The organism is Acinetobacter sp. ANC 4805, assembly GCF_022549495.1.
Taxonomy (GTDB): Bacteria; Pseudomonadota; Gammaproteobacteria; order Pseudomonadales; family Moraxellaceae; genus Acinetobacter.
Genome location: NZ_JAKZGD010000006.1, coordinates 66,408 through 83,691 on the forward strand (window position 1 = coordinate 66,408; position 17,284 = coordinate 83,691).

The following is a 17,284-nucleotide window of genomic DNA, read 5'->3' on the forward strand; positions in this document are numbered from 1 at the left end:
ATCATTTTAAAATGATAAATCAGCCAATCTAATTTATAAATTGGCTGATTTATCTATAGTTTTAGTGCGTTCTCATCTGCTCAGCCATATCCAATAATACTTGTTCAGTTTTATCCCAACCTAAACAACCATCTGTCACTGACTGACCATAAGTCATATCACAAGAAATCTTTTGATTCCCATCCACTAAGTGACTCTCAATCATTACACCACGTACTTTTGACTCAGCACGCTCCGCAACGATTTGCTTTAAAACATGTGGTTGCTGCAATGGATCTTTGCCACTATTCCCATGACTACAGTCAATCACCAATGCAGGCAAATGCTTATGTCTGAAGTGCATGGCTTGAACTGAAGCCAAATCATAGTTCGTACCATGATTTGAGCCACGTAAAATTAAATGCGGTAATGGATTACCATCACTATGCAAAATTGCAGGTAAGCCTTGTTGTGTCATGCCTAAAAATTGATGACCATGAAGCGCAGATTGAATCGCATCTAAAGCAATTTGAATCGAACCATCTGTACCATTCTTAAAGCCAATGCTGTATGGCATATGGCTCGAAATTTCACGATGAATTTGTGATTCACTGGTACGCGCACCAATTGCACCCCAAGCTAATAAATCATCAAAATAACCTGTTGCCATTGGGCTTAAAATCTCACTTGCAATTGGCAAGCCTTTTTCAATTAACTGAATATAAAGTTCACGAGATTTTTCTAAACCAAGTTGTAAATCAGATGATCCATCTAAATTTGGGTCATATAAAAAACCTTTCCAGCCCACAGTCGTACGTGGTTTCTCAATATAGGCACGCATGACAAGAAAAATCTGATCTTTAACTTGTTCTTGTAGTTGTTGTAGACGATCAGCATATTCTAGAACTGCAATAGGATCATGAATCGAGCAAGGACCAGTAATCACCATTAGACGATGATCTTGTCCTGATAAAATATTTTGAATCGTTTGACGATGTTTTAAAATTTGCTGCGCCAAAGTTGCAGACAACGGATACTGTGCTTTGAGTTGTGATGGCAAGCTAAGCATTAATTCTTTTGAATAAGTTTGTGATTGTGTCAAAGCAGTGTTTAAAGCATTCATTATTCATTTCCTTTGGACTGTCCTCCAGTCCGAATATTTATTTGAGCAAGTGTGATCTAAGCGATGTTGATTTCTTTGCAAAGTAAAACCAAGAAGTCTTGCTAAAATATGAAAAGTTGAATGTAAACATGGTATTTCTCCTAAAATGATAAAGGTTAAAGCATAAAAAAACCTGATCGGTGTTGCCGATCAGGTATTAACTGGTTGGGCAACTTTTCCGCTGCCCGAAACGCATCAGGCAACTGTCAATAGTGCCAAAAATAAAAATATGCGTTTGTGTTTACAGTATGCTTTAACATGTTTATTTCAAATATCTAAAAACTGTTTCTAACTATTAAAGTACGCACTATTTCAGCATTTGACAAGTGTTTTTTATCTTTTTTAATCGGAATATTTCACGCTGAGTTAATTTAGAATTCAAGCAATTAGAACCTTAACTGATTAAGCACATATTTACGAATCACAAACCTATTGCCGCATTGAGCATATCATCAGATATTCTTAATGATTCCAACTAAATAGCAATATCGTTTAGAATCAATACTACGCAAAAAAACTCTATTTTCTTTAAGATAACAATTAACGCACCAAACCTTGAGGCTGTAAAATAATCATTGCTGCTCCACATAAAACAACTGCACCACCCAATACATCCCAACGAGTTAATGCCACTTGATCAACATAGCGTAACCACATCAATGCTGTGAAAATATAGATGCCACCATATGCCGCATAAATACGACCTGACGCAACTGGATGCAACGTCAATAGCCACACAAAAATAGCTAAACTTAAAGCAGTCGGTATCCAAAGCCAATTTGATTTTCCCTGATTTAAAATCAGATAAGGAAAATAACAACCCAAGATTTCAGCAATTGCTGTGATGAAAAATAACCCAAATACTTTAAGTACTTGGGTTATCGAGAAAGACAATTCAAACATTAAGCAGGTTCAGCACTCGGATTAATATGGTCTTCAAAGACTTCCAATTTTAGACCAACTTCTTTGCCATTTTCTGTTTTCACAGAAACCGCAACATTACCGCCATGTTCAGCAAGCTCACCAAACAGAATCATTTCAGCAAGCGGTTTTTTCAAATGCTCTTGAATCAAACGTTGCATTGGACGTGCACCCATGAGACGGTCATAACCATTCGTTGATAACCAATCACGCGCGCTTTGATCAACCTCAAGCATCACTTGCTTATCATCTAATTGTGCTTGAAGCTCTGTTAAGAATTTATCAACAACAGATTCAATAATCGTGGTTGGTAAAGACTTAAATTGAATCACACCATCTAAACGGTTACGGAATTCAGGCGAGAATGCACGTTTCATTGCATCCTGATTGTCTGCACTATGATCTTGTTCTGTGAAACCAATACTCGCACGCACAATACTTTCTGCACCAATATTTGTGGTGAGAACAATAATCACATTTCTGAAATCAGACTTGCGACCATTGTTGTCAGTTAAAGCACCATGATCCATCACTTGTAATAACAAGTTGAATACATCTGGATGGGCTTTTTCAATTTCATCTAGCAATAAGACACAATGCGGATTTTTATGAATCGCATCGGTAAGCAAACCACCTTGATCATACCCAACATAACCAGGAGGCGCACCAATCAAACGTGAAACCGCATGGCGCTCCATATACTCTGACATATCAAAGCGAACCAATTCCACACCTAACAACTTAGCAAGTTGCTTAGTGACTTCAGTTTTACCTACACCTGTTGGACCCGCAAATACAAAACTACCCACTGGTTTATCTGGTGCTTTTAAACCTGCACGAGATAGCTTGATTGCTGATGCTAATGCAGTAATCGCCTCATCTTGACCAAATACTACTCGTTTCAAATCACGTTCTAAATTCTCAAGTACGCTCTTATCATCTTTAGACACCGTTTTTGGTGGGATACGTGCGATCTTAGAGACAATATCTTCAATGTTTTCAACTGAAATCGTTGTACCATCGACTTCAGCTTTAAGACGGCGTTGCGCACCCGCCTCATCAATCACATCAATTGCTTTGTCTGGTAAAAAGCGATCATTAATAAATTTCGCTGATAACTCTACAGCAGCAACTAAAGCTTTATCATCGTATTCAACATGGTGAAAATCTTCAAACTTGCTTTTCAAGCCACGTAAAATATCAATTGTTTCACCAATACTTGGTTCATTGACATCAATTTTTTGGAAACGGCGTGATAAAGCATGGTCTTTTTCAAACACTTGACGGTATTCTTGGAATGTTGTCGAACCAATGCAGCGTAGACTACCGTTTGCTAGAGCTGGTTTAATCAAATTCGATGCATCCATTGTACTGCCCATACTTGAGCCAGCACCAATAATCATATGAATTTCATCAATGAATAGAATTGCATTTGGATTCTTTTTCAAAGCATTCAACAATTGTTTTAAACGCTTTTCAAAATCACCACGATATTTTGTACCAGCAACCAATGCACCAATGTCCAAGCTATAGACTTCAGCATTTGCAAGTGGTTTCGGTGCTTTACCATTGACGATCAACCACGCCAAACCTTCAGCAATCGAGGTTTTACCTACACCAGGATCACCTACTAACAGTGGATTATTTTTACGGCGACGGCATAATATCTGCGCCGCACGCTCAATCTCTTTCTCACGTCCAATTAAAGGATCTGTTTTGCCTTTTTGTGCTTCAATATTTAAGTTAAGCGTATATTGTTCCAATGGGCCTGCATTTGCTGAAGCCGCATTTTCACCTTCGATATCTTCAACCTCCTCTTCAACTTGAATCTCATCTTTTCGTGTGCCATGAGATAAGTATTGAGTTAAGGTCAAACGATTAATTTGATGGCGTTTAAGCAAATAAACTGCGAAAGAATCTCGCTCAGAATACATTGCAACTAAAACATCAGCACCTTCAACTGTGCGATCCCCACCACTTGATTGAACATGGAAAATTGCACGTTGCAAGATTCGATCAAAACTTTCGGTTGGATGTGGTGCTTGTTCACTATTATCACCAAGTTTTGGGGTATGTTGCTCTACATATTCCTCTAATTCTTTACGCAAAGTAACGATATCAGCACCACATGCTTTTAGTGCATTTACAGCTGAATCATTATCAAGTAAGGCAAGCAACAAATGCTCAACTGTCAGAAACTCATGTCTCTTTTGACGAGCCATGCTAACAGCCAAACGTAACGATACTTCTAATTGACGACTGAGCATGTAACCCCCTTATATTGTGTGCTCTCTTTGAAAAATGATGACCATTTTAGCAGTAGAGCTAGTTATTAACTTTGTTTGCCTAGGGTGATGTAAGCGTTATCTAGTATACGTTTACAACAACGCTTTGCTTCATAATCTACAGTTAGCATTAGTTGAGTATCTTGGTCAAGATTCAAAACAACGTATTGTTGTAAAAATTCAATTACAAAGAGAATATGATCCACTCAATTGATCAAAAAGAAAGCAAATCCAAGTGAATATATTTATTTATCTCGATTCACTCGGATAATACCGACCTCTCTTTCATCATTCACAGCATAGTTGTTCATCTTACATTTGAACAAACGTTGCTTTTACCTCTACCACTAAGGTCTTGCGCATGAGGAATGAAATTCCACAAGTGCGTTGCTTTTTTAATGCCTTCACTCACAGCATATGAGCTATATCATGGCGCAAGGTCTTGCGCTCGGACAAAGCGTTGCTTTGTTTATCCTCTACCACTCGGGTATAACCCTCGTCTTGCGCAGCTAAAAAGCGTTGCTTTTTTTAACGCTGCTCAGGTTCGATCTGACATAACAAAGGATGACCTTGCGAACGAGCATAGTTATTCACTTGATTAGCTTTAGTCTCAGCAATATCACGTGGATATATGCCAGCTGTTCCCTTGCCTTCATAGTGAACCGTTAACATCACTTGACTTGCTTGATCTAAATTCATGGAAAAATATTGTTGTAGGACCTCAATAACAAAGTCCATAGGTGTGTAATCATCATTCAGTAAAACAACAGCATATAAAGATGGGCGCTTCAACTCTGGTGGTGCTGTTTGTACAACCACCTCGCCATCATGATCATCTTGCTGCGAATCACTTAAACGTGGATTTAAGTGCCAATCGACATATCCAGATTGATGAAAGGCATTTTTCACTTCACTTAAATTCATTTGACGTTTATATCTTCGCATATGGGGTTCTTACTATAGAGGCTATTGAGCGCTTGCTTCAGCTTGAGGAATTTCAGATACAAAAGCAGAACTCACATCAACTGCTTGACCACGTTGCCAACTGAACCGCTTAATCACAGGTGTACCTGAACCAGACAAACGAACTTCAATAAATTGAGGTGTGAAACCTTTCGGCATTGTCCAACGCCCAGTCAAACGCTCAAAATCATCGAAATTAAAATTTTTGTCTTCTAAAGGCACATCTAAAACTTCAGTATCTTTAATTAAACGTAGCTCAACAGTACCGACTGCACGGCGTTTGTTTGGACTCACTTGAACTAAATCAAGCTGATATTCAAAAGCATTCTCTGGTAATGATTTAATCGCTAAATTTTGTACCGTTAGGCTAACACCACCACGTTGTCTTAAAATTTCACGATAAATTGCATTCATGCTTTCAAATTGAACTTTATCTGCATTTGCTTGATTAATGCCTTTAAATAATTCATCCGCATTACCTACAGCCATGTCCCGTTCTTGAATGACAGCATTTAAACTTTTACTGACTGTATCTAAAGCAACTTTTTGTTTTTGTACCACCTCAACAAGTTGCTCTGCATCTGCATCATAACCAACAACCGTTAGACCTTGGCGATGTCCAACCGTATATCCCAAAAGAAAACTACTGCCAACCAGCAAGGTAGCAGCAATCACTAAAGGTAAATTCGTTTTGAGGAATTTATTCTTGTTAACGGAACTTTCTGGAGAAATAGTCGGTTCAGCGTTTTCCATCATCATCTCTATCGTTATGATTTACATCAAAACACACATTTAAATCCAAATTTAAATGTGTGTGAAGTATAAAAGCGTTTTTTATGGTAATAAACCAATACCTTCCAAGCCAGCAGCCTCATCAAAATTGAACATCAAATTCATATTTTGAATCGCTTGACCTGCTGCACCTTTAACCAAATTATCCTGTGCAACCAACACAATCAATTTATTCGGTTGTGGTTGATATAAAGCGATACGCAGTTCATTTGCACCACGTACACTACGCGTTTCAGGAGAGCTATTTGCAGGCATTACATCGACAAAGCGTTCATTTTTATAGAAGCTTTCATACAATGCTTGTAAATTGATTTGCTGAGCTTGTTCGGTCAAATCAACATAGATCGTACTCAACATGCCACGGATCATCGGAACAAGATGCGGAACAAAAATCAGTTGACTAAACTGACCTTTTTCACCTGAAATATTTTCCAAGGCTTCAATAATTTCTGGATGGTGACGATGTCCTGCAACACCATAAGCCTTAAAATTGTCGGCATTTTCGCTGTAAATCATACCTAAACTAGCTTTACGACCAGCACCAGATACGCCTGATTTAGCGTCAATAATAATACTTTGCGTATTGATTAAATTATTTTGATCTTTCAATAACGGCGCTAAGCCCAATTGCACGGTTGTTGGATAGCAACCTGGATTACCAATCACTTGTGCATTTTTAATTTTGTCACGATTTAACTCAGTCAAACCATAAACAGAATCAGCTAGTACACTTGGGCAGCTATGCTGCATACCATACCATTTTTCAAATTCAGTAAGATTCTGTAAACGAAAGTCTGCGGCAAGGTCAATCACTTTTGTACCAGCAGTAATCAATTCTTCGGCATGTTGCATCGCTACACCGTGCGGTGTCGCAAAGAATACAACATCACATTGCTTAAGAGCATCCAAATCAAGATCAGAAAACTCAAGATCAGTATGTCCTCGTAAACTTGGGAACATATCTGAAACACGTTTGCCTGCTTCAGTTCGAGATGTTAAAACACGTACTTGGGCTTGTGGATGTCTTAATAAAAGACGCAATAATTCAACGCCTGTATATCCAGTTCCACCAACGATGCCAACAGAAATCACGTGCTCTACCTCAAACTATAAATAGTGTGCGTAGTATGGCAGTTTGAGGGGATTTTCACAATCCATAACCCTATAAGTTATATAGCATTTCTCTATGGTTTAAATGAAAATATTGTTCGCAATCAAAGTAAAGTATGTAAAAAATTAAAAATAAAAAAAACAAAAATGTAGATTTAAAGATTTGTTTTAACTTTATTGTTCGCCATTCAGTTAAAAACAGTGTAAAAGTTCTTTCAAACTGGATTTTACCACTGGTCAAGAAATACTATTGAATCCTCTAAGTATTCGCATAGAATAAAAACCATGCGGTAATAAAATAAATTTCATGGATGCTAAATTTTGGAGAGCAGGAATGCCTTCTTTGAGATCAAAACAAAGGTCAAACCAATATATCTGCTTAGGCGTAAGCACTCTTTTGCTTAGTTCAGCTTTTTTAGTTGGTTGTGGAAGTGGTGAAAGTGAAGCCCGATATGAGCCCACTCCGCCAGAAGTAATCACACCGAAACCTAAAAACCTCGATATCAAAGTCCCTGTTGAAATGCGCGATGTCGTAGTCAAAGTGATTGACAATTTTGATAATAGCTTAGTGATCGAACAAAATGTGAGTACAACTTCAAATCTGAACATTACATTGCCGAAAGTTCTGAATACAGAGCACTTATACAGAATTGAAATCTCTACCACACCAAATTCACTCATTTATGATTTTTTGAGTGGTCAATATAAGAGCTTTTCTTTAACATTTAATGCTTTAGTTGAAGTAAATACCAGTAATTTAACTCAACCAATCTTTATCACACCAAATTCAGAAGCAGCCTACCAACGTGCAATCATCCGATCTGGTCAGCTTCCAACCGATACCCCAGATTCGACTCAAATCAGTGCGCTACAACTCAAACTTGCAACAAGTGATGTAAATGTAGCCCTGTTAAATGGTTTCTCTAATGTAGACCTACCAAATCTATCCCCAAGCACAATACTTTCAATATTTAAATCAAATAACCTGACACCAAGCAATTTTAATCGATATATTAATACTTATCTAAATTTTGGTTACATCCAACAATGGGCAACCGCTTATCCAGATGACAATGCATTTGTTGGATTCACTAAAAATCTTGCGATTGATTTAAAAGATGGTTATCTAGACGCAAAAAAAATCCGTGGTGATGCAACACCACTTGTTTCATTAATCACTCAATCACCTGACAATACCGATCCAAATAAAAATACGCTGATTAATATTGCAGCAAATCAGAAAAATATTAGAGATCAATATGCAACGCTGTTAAAAAGTGCAGTATTAAAACTTGCAAACAACTATGACCAACCAAATGCAAATCCGTCTGGATATATGCTACTTGAGCAAAAAGCGTATTCTGGAACAGATCCTAAAATTGAAGTCCTTGATAATTTTAGAATTGGTGGTGCTGGTGATTACCGACGTGCTGTAGGATTCGCCGTAAATAGCAATACATCAACATGTCTCGGTTCGACCTACCTATGTCAATCAGGTGTCACAGGAATTAATAGTACTTTTAATGCCAACTTACCTTCTATTGAATATTTAATTGGACATTACGAAGATAAAATCAACAATTGCCAACTCAACATTAGAGCCAATGGTGTTTTAGAACTACGCAAAGGGACGCAAATCTTTACATCTAAATTGGATGGAGACAGTACTGATAATTTAATGCTTGTAAATCAAACTGGTCAAGATTACTTATTAAATAGTAGTTCGACCGATGTAGACTTTAGCTTACAAAAATACAAGTTCATCCAGATAAAACTAAATGGTCATCAAGTCCTCAGCGCAAGCGCTGGTCTAGATACACGTAAAGCTCCTGATCAGCTACAAACCACGGAATTAGAATGTAGCTTTATTTAATTAGATATACCACCACGCAGGCAATTGAAAACTTTTTAATTGTCTGCGATGTTCCTGATAGTTTTCATCATATTTCGCCACTTCATTCCAAAATGCAGCACTATGATCAAAATGTTTGGTATGTGCTAATTCATGGATACAAACAGCTCGAACACTCTGTATTGGCATGAACACCAATGCAGCATTGAGCATAATGTCATGTTTTGAACTACAACTTCCCCAACGTGTCTTTGGCTTTCTAATTGCGCATTCACCATATCCTAGACCTGTCTGCCGACTCACCAAATCTAAATATTCTGGTAAAAACTGTTTCGCATATCCCAATACAGCCGCTTGTAATGCTGCTTCAGGAGATTCATTCCGAATAAATAGAATATGCTGATCCCAATTAAATTTAAAAATATAACGTTGCTGTTGCTGAACAATTTGGAATGGCTGAGAATGATTAAAAAGTAATAATTGTTCAGGAAGAACGATTGTTTGGGGGAATTGATTTTGTTGTTTATTCCATGTCTCTAGCAACCACTGTTCGGATTGATTTAAAAATTGCTGAATTTGTCGTTTACTACAGGATAAAGGCACTGTTAAACGAATACCTGTTGGCTCGACACGCAAACGCAAATTTCTCGCCCTTGCATGTCGCACCACTTTAATTTCAGGCAATAGTGTTTCCAATGAAACTGCTTGCATTATTGCGCTGTACGTTCTTCGATACCATTATTGGTTGCAACAATCGCAATACTTGCAGCATTTAAAGCAAAAATACCATTAGTCACAACACCTGGAATATTGTTAATGGTTTTTTCCAACTCAAGTGCATTCAAAATATTTAAGTTAAATACATCCAAAATAACATTACCGTTATCTGTCACAACGCCTTCGCGATAAACTGGATCACCGCCTAAAGCAACAATCTTACGTGCAACGGCAGAACGTGCCATTGGAATCACTTCAATCGGAAGTGGAAAATCACGCCCTAATTGCTCTACCCATTTCGAATCATCCACGATACATACAAATTTTTTGGCAATTGAGGCAACAATTTTTTCACGTGTCAATGCTGCACCACCACCTTTGATCATATGCATATGGCGATCAATCTCATCTGCACCATCGACATAGGCATCTAAACTACCAACTGAGTTCATATCAACAACTTCGATACCTAATTTTTTAAGACGTTCAGCCGTAGCTGTAGAGCTTGCGACTGCTGCCTCTAGTTGTAATTCTGGCAATAAATCAATTAAAAAATTAACAGTACTTCCTGTTCCTACGCCCAAAATGCCGCCTTTAGGCAAATGTTTCAAAGCTGCTTTTGCCGCAGCTTGTTTTTTCTCATCTTGGGTTGCATATAGACTCATGACTTCACTCAACTATTTTGACATTTGCTGCAAGAAAACAGCGCAAATGCACAGGGGTTTGCTACAATGATCGCCTATTTTAAACTGTTATACGGAAGATGAACATGCTGTCTCGTGTGGTACGACAAATTTTACAAGCAACGGTTTATGATGTTGCGATTGAAACACCGCTTGAAGCAGCTCCCCGAATTAGTCAAAAAATTAATAACAACATTCGATTTAAACGCGAAGATTTACAACCTGTCTTCTCTTTTAAGCTACGTGGTGCTTATAACCGTATTAGTCAACTCCCTAAAGATCAACTCGATCGAGGTGTGATTTGTGCATCTGCGGGTAACCATGCACAAGGTGTTGCTTTATCTGGAAAAAGATTAGGCATTCCAGCCATTATCGTCATGCCAAGCACAACACCTGACATCAAAGTACAAGCGGTTAAAAACTTAGGTGGACAGGTTGTTTTACACGGCGATAGTTTTGATGTTGCCAATAAATATGCAAAACAACGTGCTGAAAATGAAGGATTAGTTTTTATCCCACCTTATGACGATGAACTCGTGATTGCTGGGCAAGGCACAATTGCGAATGAATTATTACGTCAATGGCGTGATGTGGAATATGTTTTTGTTGCTGTTGGCGGCGGTGGTTTGATTGCTGGTGTTGCAGCTTATTTAGGTGAAGTTGCGCCACACGTCAAAGTCATTGGTGTTGAATATGAAGAGTCAGCTTGCTTAAAAGCAGCACTTGAATCAAATGAACGTGTGATTTTGCCACATGTGGGTTTATTTGCTGATGGTACAGCCGTTGCTCAAATTGGTGAATTGCCTTTTGAAATGGTACGTTTATCTAAATCAGATAATTCTGGTCCAATTGTTGACCCAACAATTGTTACAGTCAATACCGATGAAATCTGTGCCGCAATCAAAGATACCTATGATGAAAATCGCAGTATCGTTGAACCATCAGGTGCGATGGCTTTGGCTGGTATCAAAAAATACGTTACCGAGCACCAGCTCACTGGAAAGAACATGGTTTCAATTGTTTGCGGTGCAAACATGAACTTTGATCGTCTCCGTTATATTGCTGAACGTACTGAATTAGGTGAACGTAAAGAAGCAATCTATGCAGTGACAATTCCTGAGCAAAAAGGCGCATTTCTTAATTTCTGCCGCGCTCTACAAGGCCGTAATATTACTGAGTTTAACTATCGTGCCAGTGATGATAGTCAAGCTCAAGTATTTGTTGGGATTAGTTTGAAAGGTGGTGAAGTTGAACGTCACGAAATCCATGAATTACTCAAGCAACAATATGATGTCGATGATTTATCGGATGATGAAGTTGCAAAACTGCATATTCGTTATTTGATTGGTGGTCATGCTAACCTTGAAAATGAACGTTTATTCCGTGTTGAATTTCCAGAGCGTCCAGGTGCATTACTGACTTTCTTGGAACGTCTAGGTCCAACGCATAATATTACCCTGTTCCATTATCGTAACCACGGCGCAGCAGAAGGTCGTGTCCTTGTAGGTTTACAGGCGACTGATGCCAAACAAAATCCTGATGGTTTAGTCGAAACTTTAGAGAAAATTACTTATCCATATGCTGAAATCAGCAACAATATTGGATATAAGCGTTTCCTTAAATAATCAATCAAGACAATAATAGCCGACTTTATGTCGGCTCTATTTTTATCAAAATATGATTTTGATCCTGTATGGCATTAGCAAATAAATCCGTTTGACTTCCTACTATACAATGAACGAAGTATAGTCAACTTACTTAAAAAAACTAATCTGACAATCTACAAGCTTAAAACAACGACCATCAATAAGCACGATTGATTCTCCATTAAGATAAGCTATAGAACTACCTAATGCAGACACTCCAAATTCAACTTGTTTACGCCACCCATCCAAGTCACCTTTATAAGAAATAGCCTGAAAATGTTCCCCCACTAGGAATCACTATTTCACATCCTTCAACAACTACACCACCATTTTGAGCTATAGGGGGATTAACATAACGAATAACTTTTTTAAAAAATTCAGGAAACAAACCTGAAGAATTATTAAGAATATATCTATATTCTCTCCCCTCGACATATTGCAGCCCAGGAATTAGCCTCTCAACCTGAATATTACCTAATCCAAGCAGTTGTTCCATTTCACTTACCATGACCATAATTCCAATATTATTACTTTGCTTCATCACAATAGTAGAACGAGACAATCAATCTACTATTAGAATATTTGGAATCTTTAATAAAAGCTCTCTTAATTCTAATAATGTAATTTTATTCTTCTTAGCTATTCTCGATGCATCGCCCGTTACTGCAACACACTCTGGGTCTGTATCAGTATAAATACTAAGAATTACACCTATTTTTTCAGGCCAATTTCGTGATAACACATATTGACGTGCCTCACATGGTGAAATAATTGTAAAACAGGGCCACTTCGGAAATTGAATATAATTCGGATCACAGCGTAAGAACCTACAACCATCAAGTAAAGCAAGTGAAAAATCACAATTGCTAATTGATGACCTTTCTTCCAGATCCCAATCACCAAAATCACAGCCTATATAATTACCCTTAAATAAAACATTATTAAAATGAGCTTTTTCAAAGTGAAAATTTACAAGACTGCGATTCTGCTCAAACACCCCACCATTCATTCTTATGCCAGCAATCGCAATTGCCTCTGCCTCACAATTAGAAATAATTTCACATTCATTCAACTCTAAGTTTGGTCCTAAAATATTAACCACATCATTTTTTAGCTCAATCCTAAGTCTTGTTAAAGACTTATCTTTAATATTCATAGATAAACTCAAAAATTTAATCACCCTAAAAACTCATTAGGCATTCGTTTTTCTTGGGTTATACTATCCTCCTCCCTAATCATATTTCAACCCAGTGCTAATATTGTCTTGTTCCACGCTTTGCTGTGGAATATCAAACTGGTTATATGTTTACACCTAGAAAATATTTACTCAAAGCAATTAAATTCCCAACAAAATTCCTTGTAAATTTTGTTTTGTCATAACGATAACAAATCTGACTTTTTTCAACTCAAACAAAATCATTACAAACCAATCAATTGATCCACCTTAGAATGAATAAAAAGACATTTTTATCATTTAGTTAAGGATTATTATGGCACAGTTTGCAGTCATTGGTTTAGGGAGTTTTGGAGCAACTGTTGCCTTAGAACTGACCAAGCTTAATCATGATGTGATTGGGATTGATACCATCAAACGTAACGTAGAAAGTTTAGCTGATCGCATTACCCATGCTGTGATTGCAGATGCAACCGATGAACATGTATTAGAAGAACTCAACATCCAAAATTGTGATGCGGTTGTGGTTGCGATTGGCGAAGATATTGAAGCCAGTATTCTCTGTGTCCTAAATTTAAAAAATTTGGGCGTAGATAAAGTCCTCGTCAAAGCTAAAACTAAAGCTCACCACACCATCCTTTCCCATTTAAACGTCAGCAAGATTATTCATCCTGAAGAAGATATGGGTGTGCGTGTCGCTCAAGCACTCAACTACCCAATGGTCAGCCGTTATATGGCTTTGGATGATGATCATTATATTGTCAAAGTTCCTGTACAAGAAAAGCTAAATCATGTGAATTTATCAGGCATCTTAAAACAAGAACCCAATATCAAACTTTTATTACTTAAACGCAATCAACAAATTCTATATGAAACCGATGTGAATTTTACTCTACAGGCTGGCGATGTGCTTATTTTAGAAGGCTCGCTCAGCCATCTCCGAAAGCTCTCAGGATGTTTTGTATAAAATGACTATAAAAATAAATACTCAAAAAATTTTTAACTTAAGTCCACCCTCCTTATTAGCGATTGGGTTTCTGAGTTTTATTATCATTGGAACACTATTACTCAAACTCCCCATCGCCAATAAAGGCAATTTGAGCTGGATGGATGCCTTATTTACAGCAACATCGGCTGTAACCATTACAGGTTTATCTGTAGTGAATTTAAATGAGTCTTTTAACCATCTTGGACAGGTTATTATTCTGTTATTAATCCAAACAGGTGGTTTGGGTTTTATGACTTTCGCTATTTTGGCAGCCTTAAGTCTAGCACCTAAACTTGGACTCAAACAACAAATGATGGCGCAAGATAGCTTAGGTCAAACGAGCTTGTCCAAAGTTACCTTTGTGGCAAAAGGCGTAGTGATCTATACACTTTTTTTTGAACTCATCGGCGTCATTATCTTAAGTACATCTTTTATACCGATCTACGGCTTTGACCGTGGGCTGTATTATTCGATTTTTTATAGTATCTCTGCATTCAATAATGCAGGTTTTTCGCTATTCAATAACAGTTTGATGAATTTTCAAGGTCATTATTTAATCTGTTTAACTATTAGCACGCTCTACACCTTAGGTGGGATCGGCTTTCTTGTTTTAATTGATATAAAACAAAATAAACGATGGAGCAAACTAACACCGAATAGCAAACTCATTCTCAGTGCCATTGCAATTCTAAACGTCGTTGCTTTTATTCTCATTTGGCTGTTAGAAGCCAATAATCCACTTACGCTAGGTGCAATGAGTACTGGTGAACAGGCTATGAATGCATGGTTTCAAGCCACTGTACCTCGTTCATCTGGGTTTAACACCATTGATACAGGCGCAATGGAACACAGTACAACACTGCTCACGATGCTATTGATGTTTATTGGTGGCGGTTCACTGAGTACCGCAGGCGGTATTAAAGTCGGTACATTTGTCATTTTACTGCTCTGCGTCATTTCCTTTTTACGGCGCAATGAAGAAATCCGCATCTTTAATCACTCTATTTCCCAAGAAACCACCTATAAAGCACTTGCCGTCGCAGCAATTACAGGCATGCTGATTTTTGTCGGCTGCTTTACCCTTTTTCTTTTGGAGCCTAAACTGGATGTCTTAGATCTGATGTTTGAAGTGGTTTCTGCGGCATGTACGGTTGGTTTATCTCGAGGTGTAACAGGCGAACTACATGATGGTAGTTTATTTGTCCTAAGCTTACTGATGTATACAGGTCGACTTGGGCCGTTAACACTCGCCTATCTGATTGCTACGCCAAAGAAGAGCCGTTTAAAACATGCCAATGCCAATATTCAAATTGGGTAATTATCTAAAGGCTGCTCAACCACAATCACCTGCCGACAAATTCCATCGGCTTGGCGTTGTTGCTCAAATACGGTTTTAGACATCGCTTCAAAGTGATCACAGAAACTAATCTCTTGTTCATCAACTGAATAAATCAAAGATTGGTTTCCCACACCCTGTAAGGTGTCATAAAACACGATAACAAAGTGACCATTTTCAAATGCCTGCTGAATCTCGGAATAAGTCAAAGCAGCCTGAATTGGAATCTGAAGACCTTGTGCATCCAAATAACTTTGCTTTTCTTTCTCATCAATATTCGGATCAGGGTCAGTATACAATGACACTTCAAAGCCTAGTTTTTTCAGTGCAACAGCTAACGCTATGGTAAAAGTTCCCTCTTGTTGGTCATGGCGACATAACTGAATCAAGTCAGCAATATCAATATGGGTCTGATATTGCTTTAAGATCAACCAAATTGCGAATACGCCACAATTTGCTTCAAGCTGTAACAATGGCTCTGGAATATTTAAACTCATTTAATACCAATTCATCAAAGACACGCCTAAACCAGCGTAAGTTGCACGATGGTTATAATCAATCAGGCTCTCACCATAACCATCAAAGAGTTGTAAATGTCCACGTAACTTACCTTTGATTGGAAATGCCCAATCAAATTGCACAGCACCATGCGAGCGATCGCCACCTTTTAATGAATGACGTAACATTAAAGAGAAATCATTATCACCGTGGCGGTAAAATGCGGTGAGGTCTCCACGCCCCATATAATCCTTAATATCAGGATTATTATCATTTTTGGCACTTTCTTCGACACGATACCAAGGGCGTAACATCAACGCAAAATTGTCTTTTTCAAACCCTAGATTAAAAATCACACGGTTCCAACTCCGTGATAACGGATCAGAACGACCATTAGATTGATGATTTAAAGTCACACCTAACAGACGTGCATTTAAGCCTAAAATCTCATAGTTGGTTCTGAACATCAGACTTGCTTCAGGCTCGTAGTTGGTCTCACGGAATGGTCGAGACTCTTCAGCATTATAAACTTGCCAATGAGAAGACTGCGTATACCCCAACCACACATCACCATTATTGCCTAAAATATTCTCTAAAGCCTTTGTTTTCAAAGAAATCTGAAACTTGGCTTCTGTAGAACTTAGGTTTTGCTTATCAGTAACAGTGTTATTCGGGTTTGGGCTACTTGGAAACTCGTTTTTATCACTCGTCCAAAAAGCAGGTAGCAAATAAACAGGTTGATAGGCACGGATATTCCATAAACCAAGCTTACTTTCTTCAGAAAGCTCCCAACGGCGATCAAGTAATGAAACATTCGGATCAAATTTAGGTGCAGTACCTAAAATATGTAGATCACTAACCTTTTGAACCACTTTCTCGCGTAGTGTTTCAGGCGGTGCGATTTCGTTCTTAATTTCTATCGGCGCAGCCAATGGAGTAGCTTCAGCAGCTTGAACTTGTGGTGGAATGACTGTTGGTGCTTTAAAAAGACTATCATAACAAGCCAAACGATCCGCATTTGAAGCCAATGCAACACAAGCCTCTACTGTCGCAGGGTTCGTTGGTGCAATCGTTTGAGCATGAGCAAATGACATACCTAAAGAACTCAATAAGCTAAACACACCTAGTTCTAAATAAGTATGCTCAAAAGACTTGAACGTCATATACAGTCTCCCACC

At 38.0% G+C, this 17,284-nt stretch carries 16 protein-coding genes and 1 pseudogene; 4 read left to right on the top strand and 13 right to left on the bottom strand.

Annotation, left to right across the window (positions count from 1 at the left end; genetic code table 11):
• Window positions 1–61 precede the first annotated feature (61 nt).
• From MMP60_RS09500 to argC, 7 genes and pseudogenes are all read right to left on the bottom strand, one after another.
• Window positions 62–1,102 (bottom strand): 3-deoxy-7-phosphoheptulonate synthase, encoded by a 1,041-nt coding sequence (locus MMP60_RS09500; protein WP_241336040.1) that lies wholly within the window; start codon window positions 1,100–1,102, stop codon window positions 62–64.
• Window positions 1,103–1,681: 579 nt separating this feature from the next.
• The gene (locus MMP60_RS09505; protein WP_241336041.1) at window positions 1,682–2,044 is read right to left on the bottom strand and encodes a YnfA family protein; all 363 of its coding nucleotides are present in this window, start codon (window positions 2,042–2,044) and stop codon (window positions 1,682–1,684) included.
• Window positions 2,044–4,329 carry an ATP-dependent Clp protease ATP-binding subunit ClpA gene (gene clpA / locus MMP60_RS09510; protein ID WP_018679256.1) on the bottom strand — a complete coding sequence of 762 codons (2,286 nt, stop codon included), beginning with the start codon at window positions 4,327–4,329 and terminating at the stop codon, window positions 2,044–2,046. The genes MMP60_RS09505 and clpA overlap by 1 nt, the downstream gene beginning before the upstream one ends.
• A 122-nt stretch (window positions 4,330–4,451) precedes the next feature.
• Window positions 4,452–4,577: pseudogene (locus MMP60_RS09515) on the bottom strand (hypothetical protein); the annotation flags it as partial.
• Window positions 4,578–4,875: 298 nt separating this feature from the next.
• A complete protein-coding gene (clpS, locus tag MMP60_RS09520; protein ID WP_241336042.1) occupies window positions 4,876–5,292 on the bottom strand; it encodes an ATP-dependent Clp protease adapter ClpS in 417 nt (138 codons plus the stop codon).
• Between the two features lie 21 nt (window positions 5,293–5,313).
• Entirely contained in the window at window positions 5,314–6,069 is a 756-nt protein-coding gene (locus tag MMP60_RS09525; protein ID WP_241336043.1) for a DUF6776 family protein, read from the bottom strand.
• Between the two features lie 75 nt (window positions 6,070–6,144).
• Window positions 6,145–7,194, bottom strand: coding sequence for an N-acetyl-gamma-glutamyl-phosphate reductase (gene argC / locus MMP60_RS09530; RefSeq protein WP_241336044.1), 1,050 nt, complete (start codon window positions 7,192–7,194; stop codon window positions 6,145–6,147).
• A gap of 352 nt (window positions 7,195–7,546) precedes the next feature.
• Here argC and MMP60_RS09535 point away from each other — a divergent pair, with 352 nt between their 5' ends.
• Complete coding sequence (locus MMP60_RS09535) at window positions 7,547–9,085, top strand: hypothetical protein (protein ID WP_241336045.1); 1,539 nt, start codon at window positions 7,547–7,549, stop codon at window positions 9,083–9,085.
• Here the strand turns inward: MMP60_RS09535 and MMP60_RS09540 are convergent, their stop codons facing one another.
• Both MMP60_RS09540 and rpiA read right to left on the bottom strand, forming a co-directional pair.
• A complete protein-coding gene (locus tag MMP60_RS09540; RefSeq protein WP_241336046.1) occupies window positions 9,086–9,775 on the bottom strand; it encodes a SprT family zinc-dependent metalloprotease in 690 nt (229 codons plus the stop codon). It abuts the gene before it with no gap.
• Window positions 9,775–10,446, bottom strand: a complete 672-nt coding sequence (rpiA, locus tag MMP60_RS09545) for a ribose-5-phosphate isomerase RpiA (protein ID WP_241336047.1) — start codon at window positions 10,444–10,446, stop codon at window positions 9,775–9,777. The genes MMP60_RS09540 and rpiA overlap by 1 nt, the downstream gene beginning before the upstream one ends.
• A gap of 98 nt (window positions 10,447–10,544) precedes the next feature.
• Between rpiA and ilvA the strand changes: the two genes are divergently transcribed.
• Complete coding sequence (gene ilvA / locus MMP60_RS09550; protein ID WP_241336048.1) at window positions 10,545–12,089, top strand: threonine ammonia-lyase, biosynthetic; 1,545 nt, start codon at window positions 10,545–10,547, stop codon at window positions 12,087–12,089.
• A gap of 277 nt (window positions 12,090–12,366) precedes the next feature.
• Here ilvA and MMP60_RS09555 read toward each other — a convergent pair whose 3' ends face one another.
• Together MMP60_RS09555 and MMP60_RS09560 are read right to left on the bottom strand one after the other, a co-directional pair.
• The gene (locus MMP60_RS09555) at window positions 12,367–12,672 is read right to left on the bottom strand and encodes a hypothetical protein (protein ID WP_241336049.1); all 306 of its coding nucleotides are present in this window, start codon (window positions 12,670–12,672) and stop codon (window positions 12,367–12,369) included.
• Complete coding sequence (locus MMP60_RS09560; RefSeq protein ID WP_241336050.1) at window positions 12,673–13,266, bottom strand: hypothetical protein; 594 nt, start codon at window positions 13,264–13,266, stop codon at window positions 12,673–12,675. It lies immediately after the preceding gene.
• Window positions 13,267–13,600: 334 nt separating this feature from the next.
• On the opposite strand from MMP60_RS09560, the gene MMP60_RS09565 reads away from it, so the two are divergent.
• Together MMP60_RS09565 and MMP60_RS09570 are read left to right on the top strand one after the other, a co-directional pair.
• The gene (locus MMP60_RS09565; RefSeq protein ID WP_241336051.1) at window positions 13,601–14,251 is read left to right on the top strand and encodes a TrkA family potassium uptake protein; all 651 of its coding nucleotides are present in this window, start codon (window positions 13,601–13,603) and stop codon (window positions 14,249–14,251) included.
• 1 nt (window position 14,252) lies between these two features.
• Window positions 14,253–15,590, top strand: coding sequence for a TrkH family potassium uptake protein (locus MMP60_RS09570; protein WP_241336052.1), 1,338 nt, complete (start codon window positions 14,253–14,255; stop codon window positions 15,588–15,590).
• Here MMP60_RS09570 and MMP60_RS09575 read toward each other — a convergent pair.
• Together MMP60_RS09575 and MMP60_RS09580 are read right to left on the bottom strand one after the other, a co-directional pair.
• Window positions 15,578–16,105 (bottom strand): cysteine peptidase family C39 domain-containing protein, encoded by a 528-nt coding sequence (locus MMP60_RS09575; protein ID WP_241336053.1) that lies wholly within the window; start codon window positions 16,103–16,105, stop codon window positions 15,578–15,580. The two genes, MMP60_RS09570 and MMP60_RS09575, sit on opposite strands and share 13 nt — an antisense overlap.
• Window positions 16,106–17,269: a phospholipase A gene (locus tag MMP60_RS09580; protein ID WP_241336054.1), complete on the bottom strand. Its 1,164-nt coding sequence runs from the start codon at window positions 17,267–17,269 to the stop codon at window positions 16,106–16,108.
• Between the last annotated feature and the right edge of the window lie 15 nt (window positions 17,270–17,284).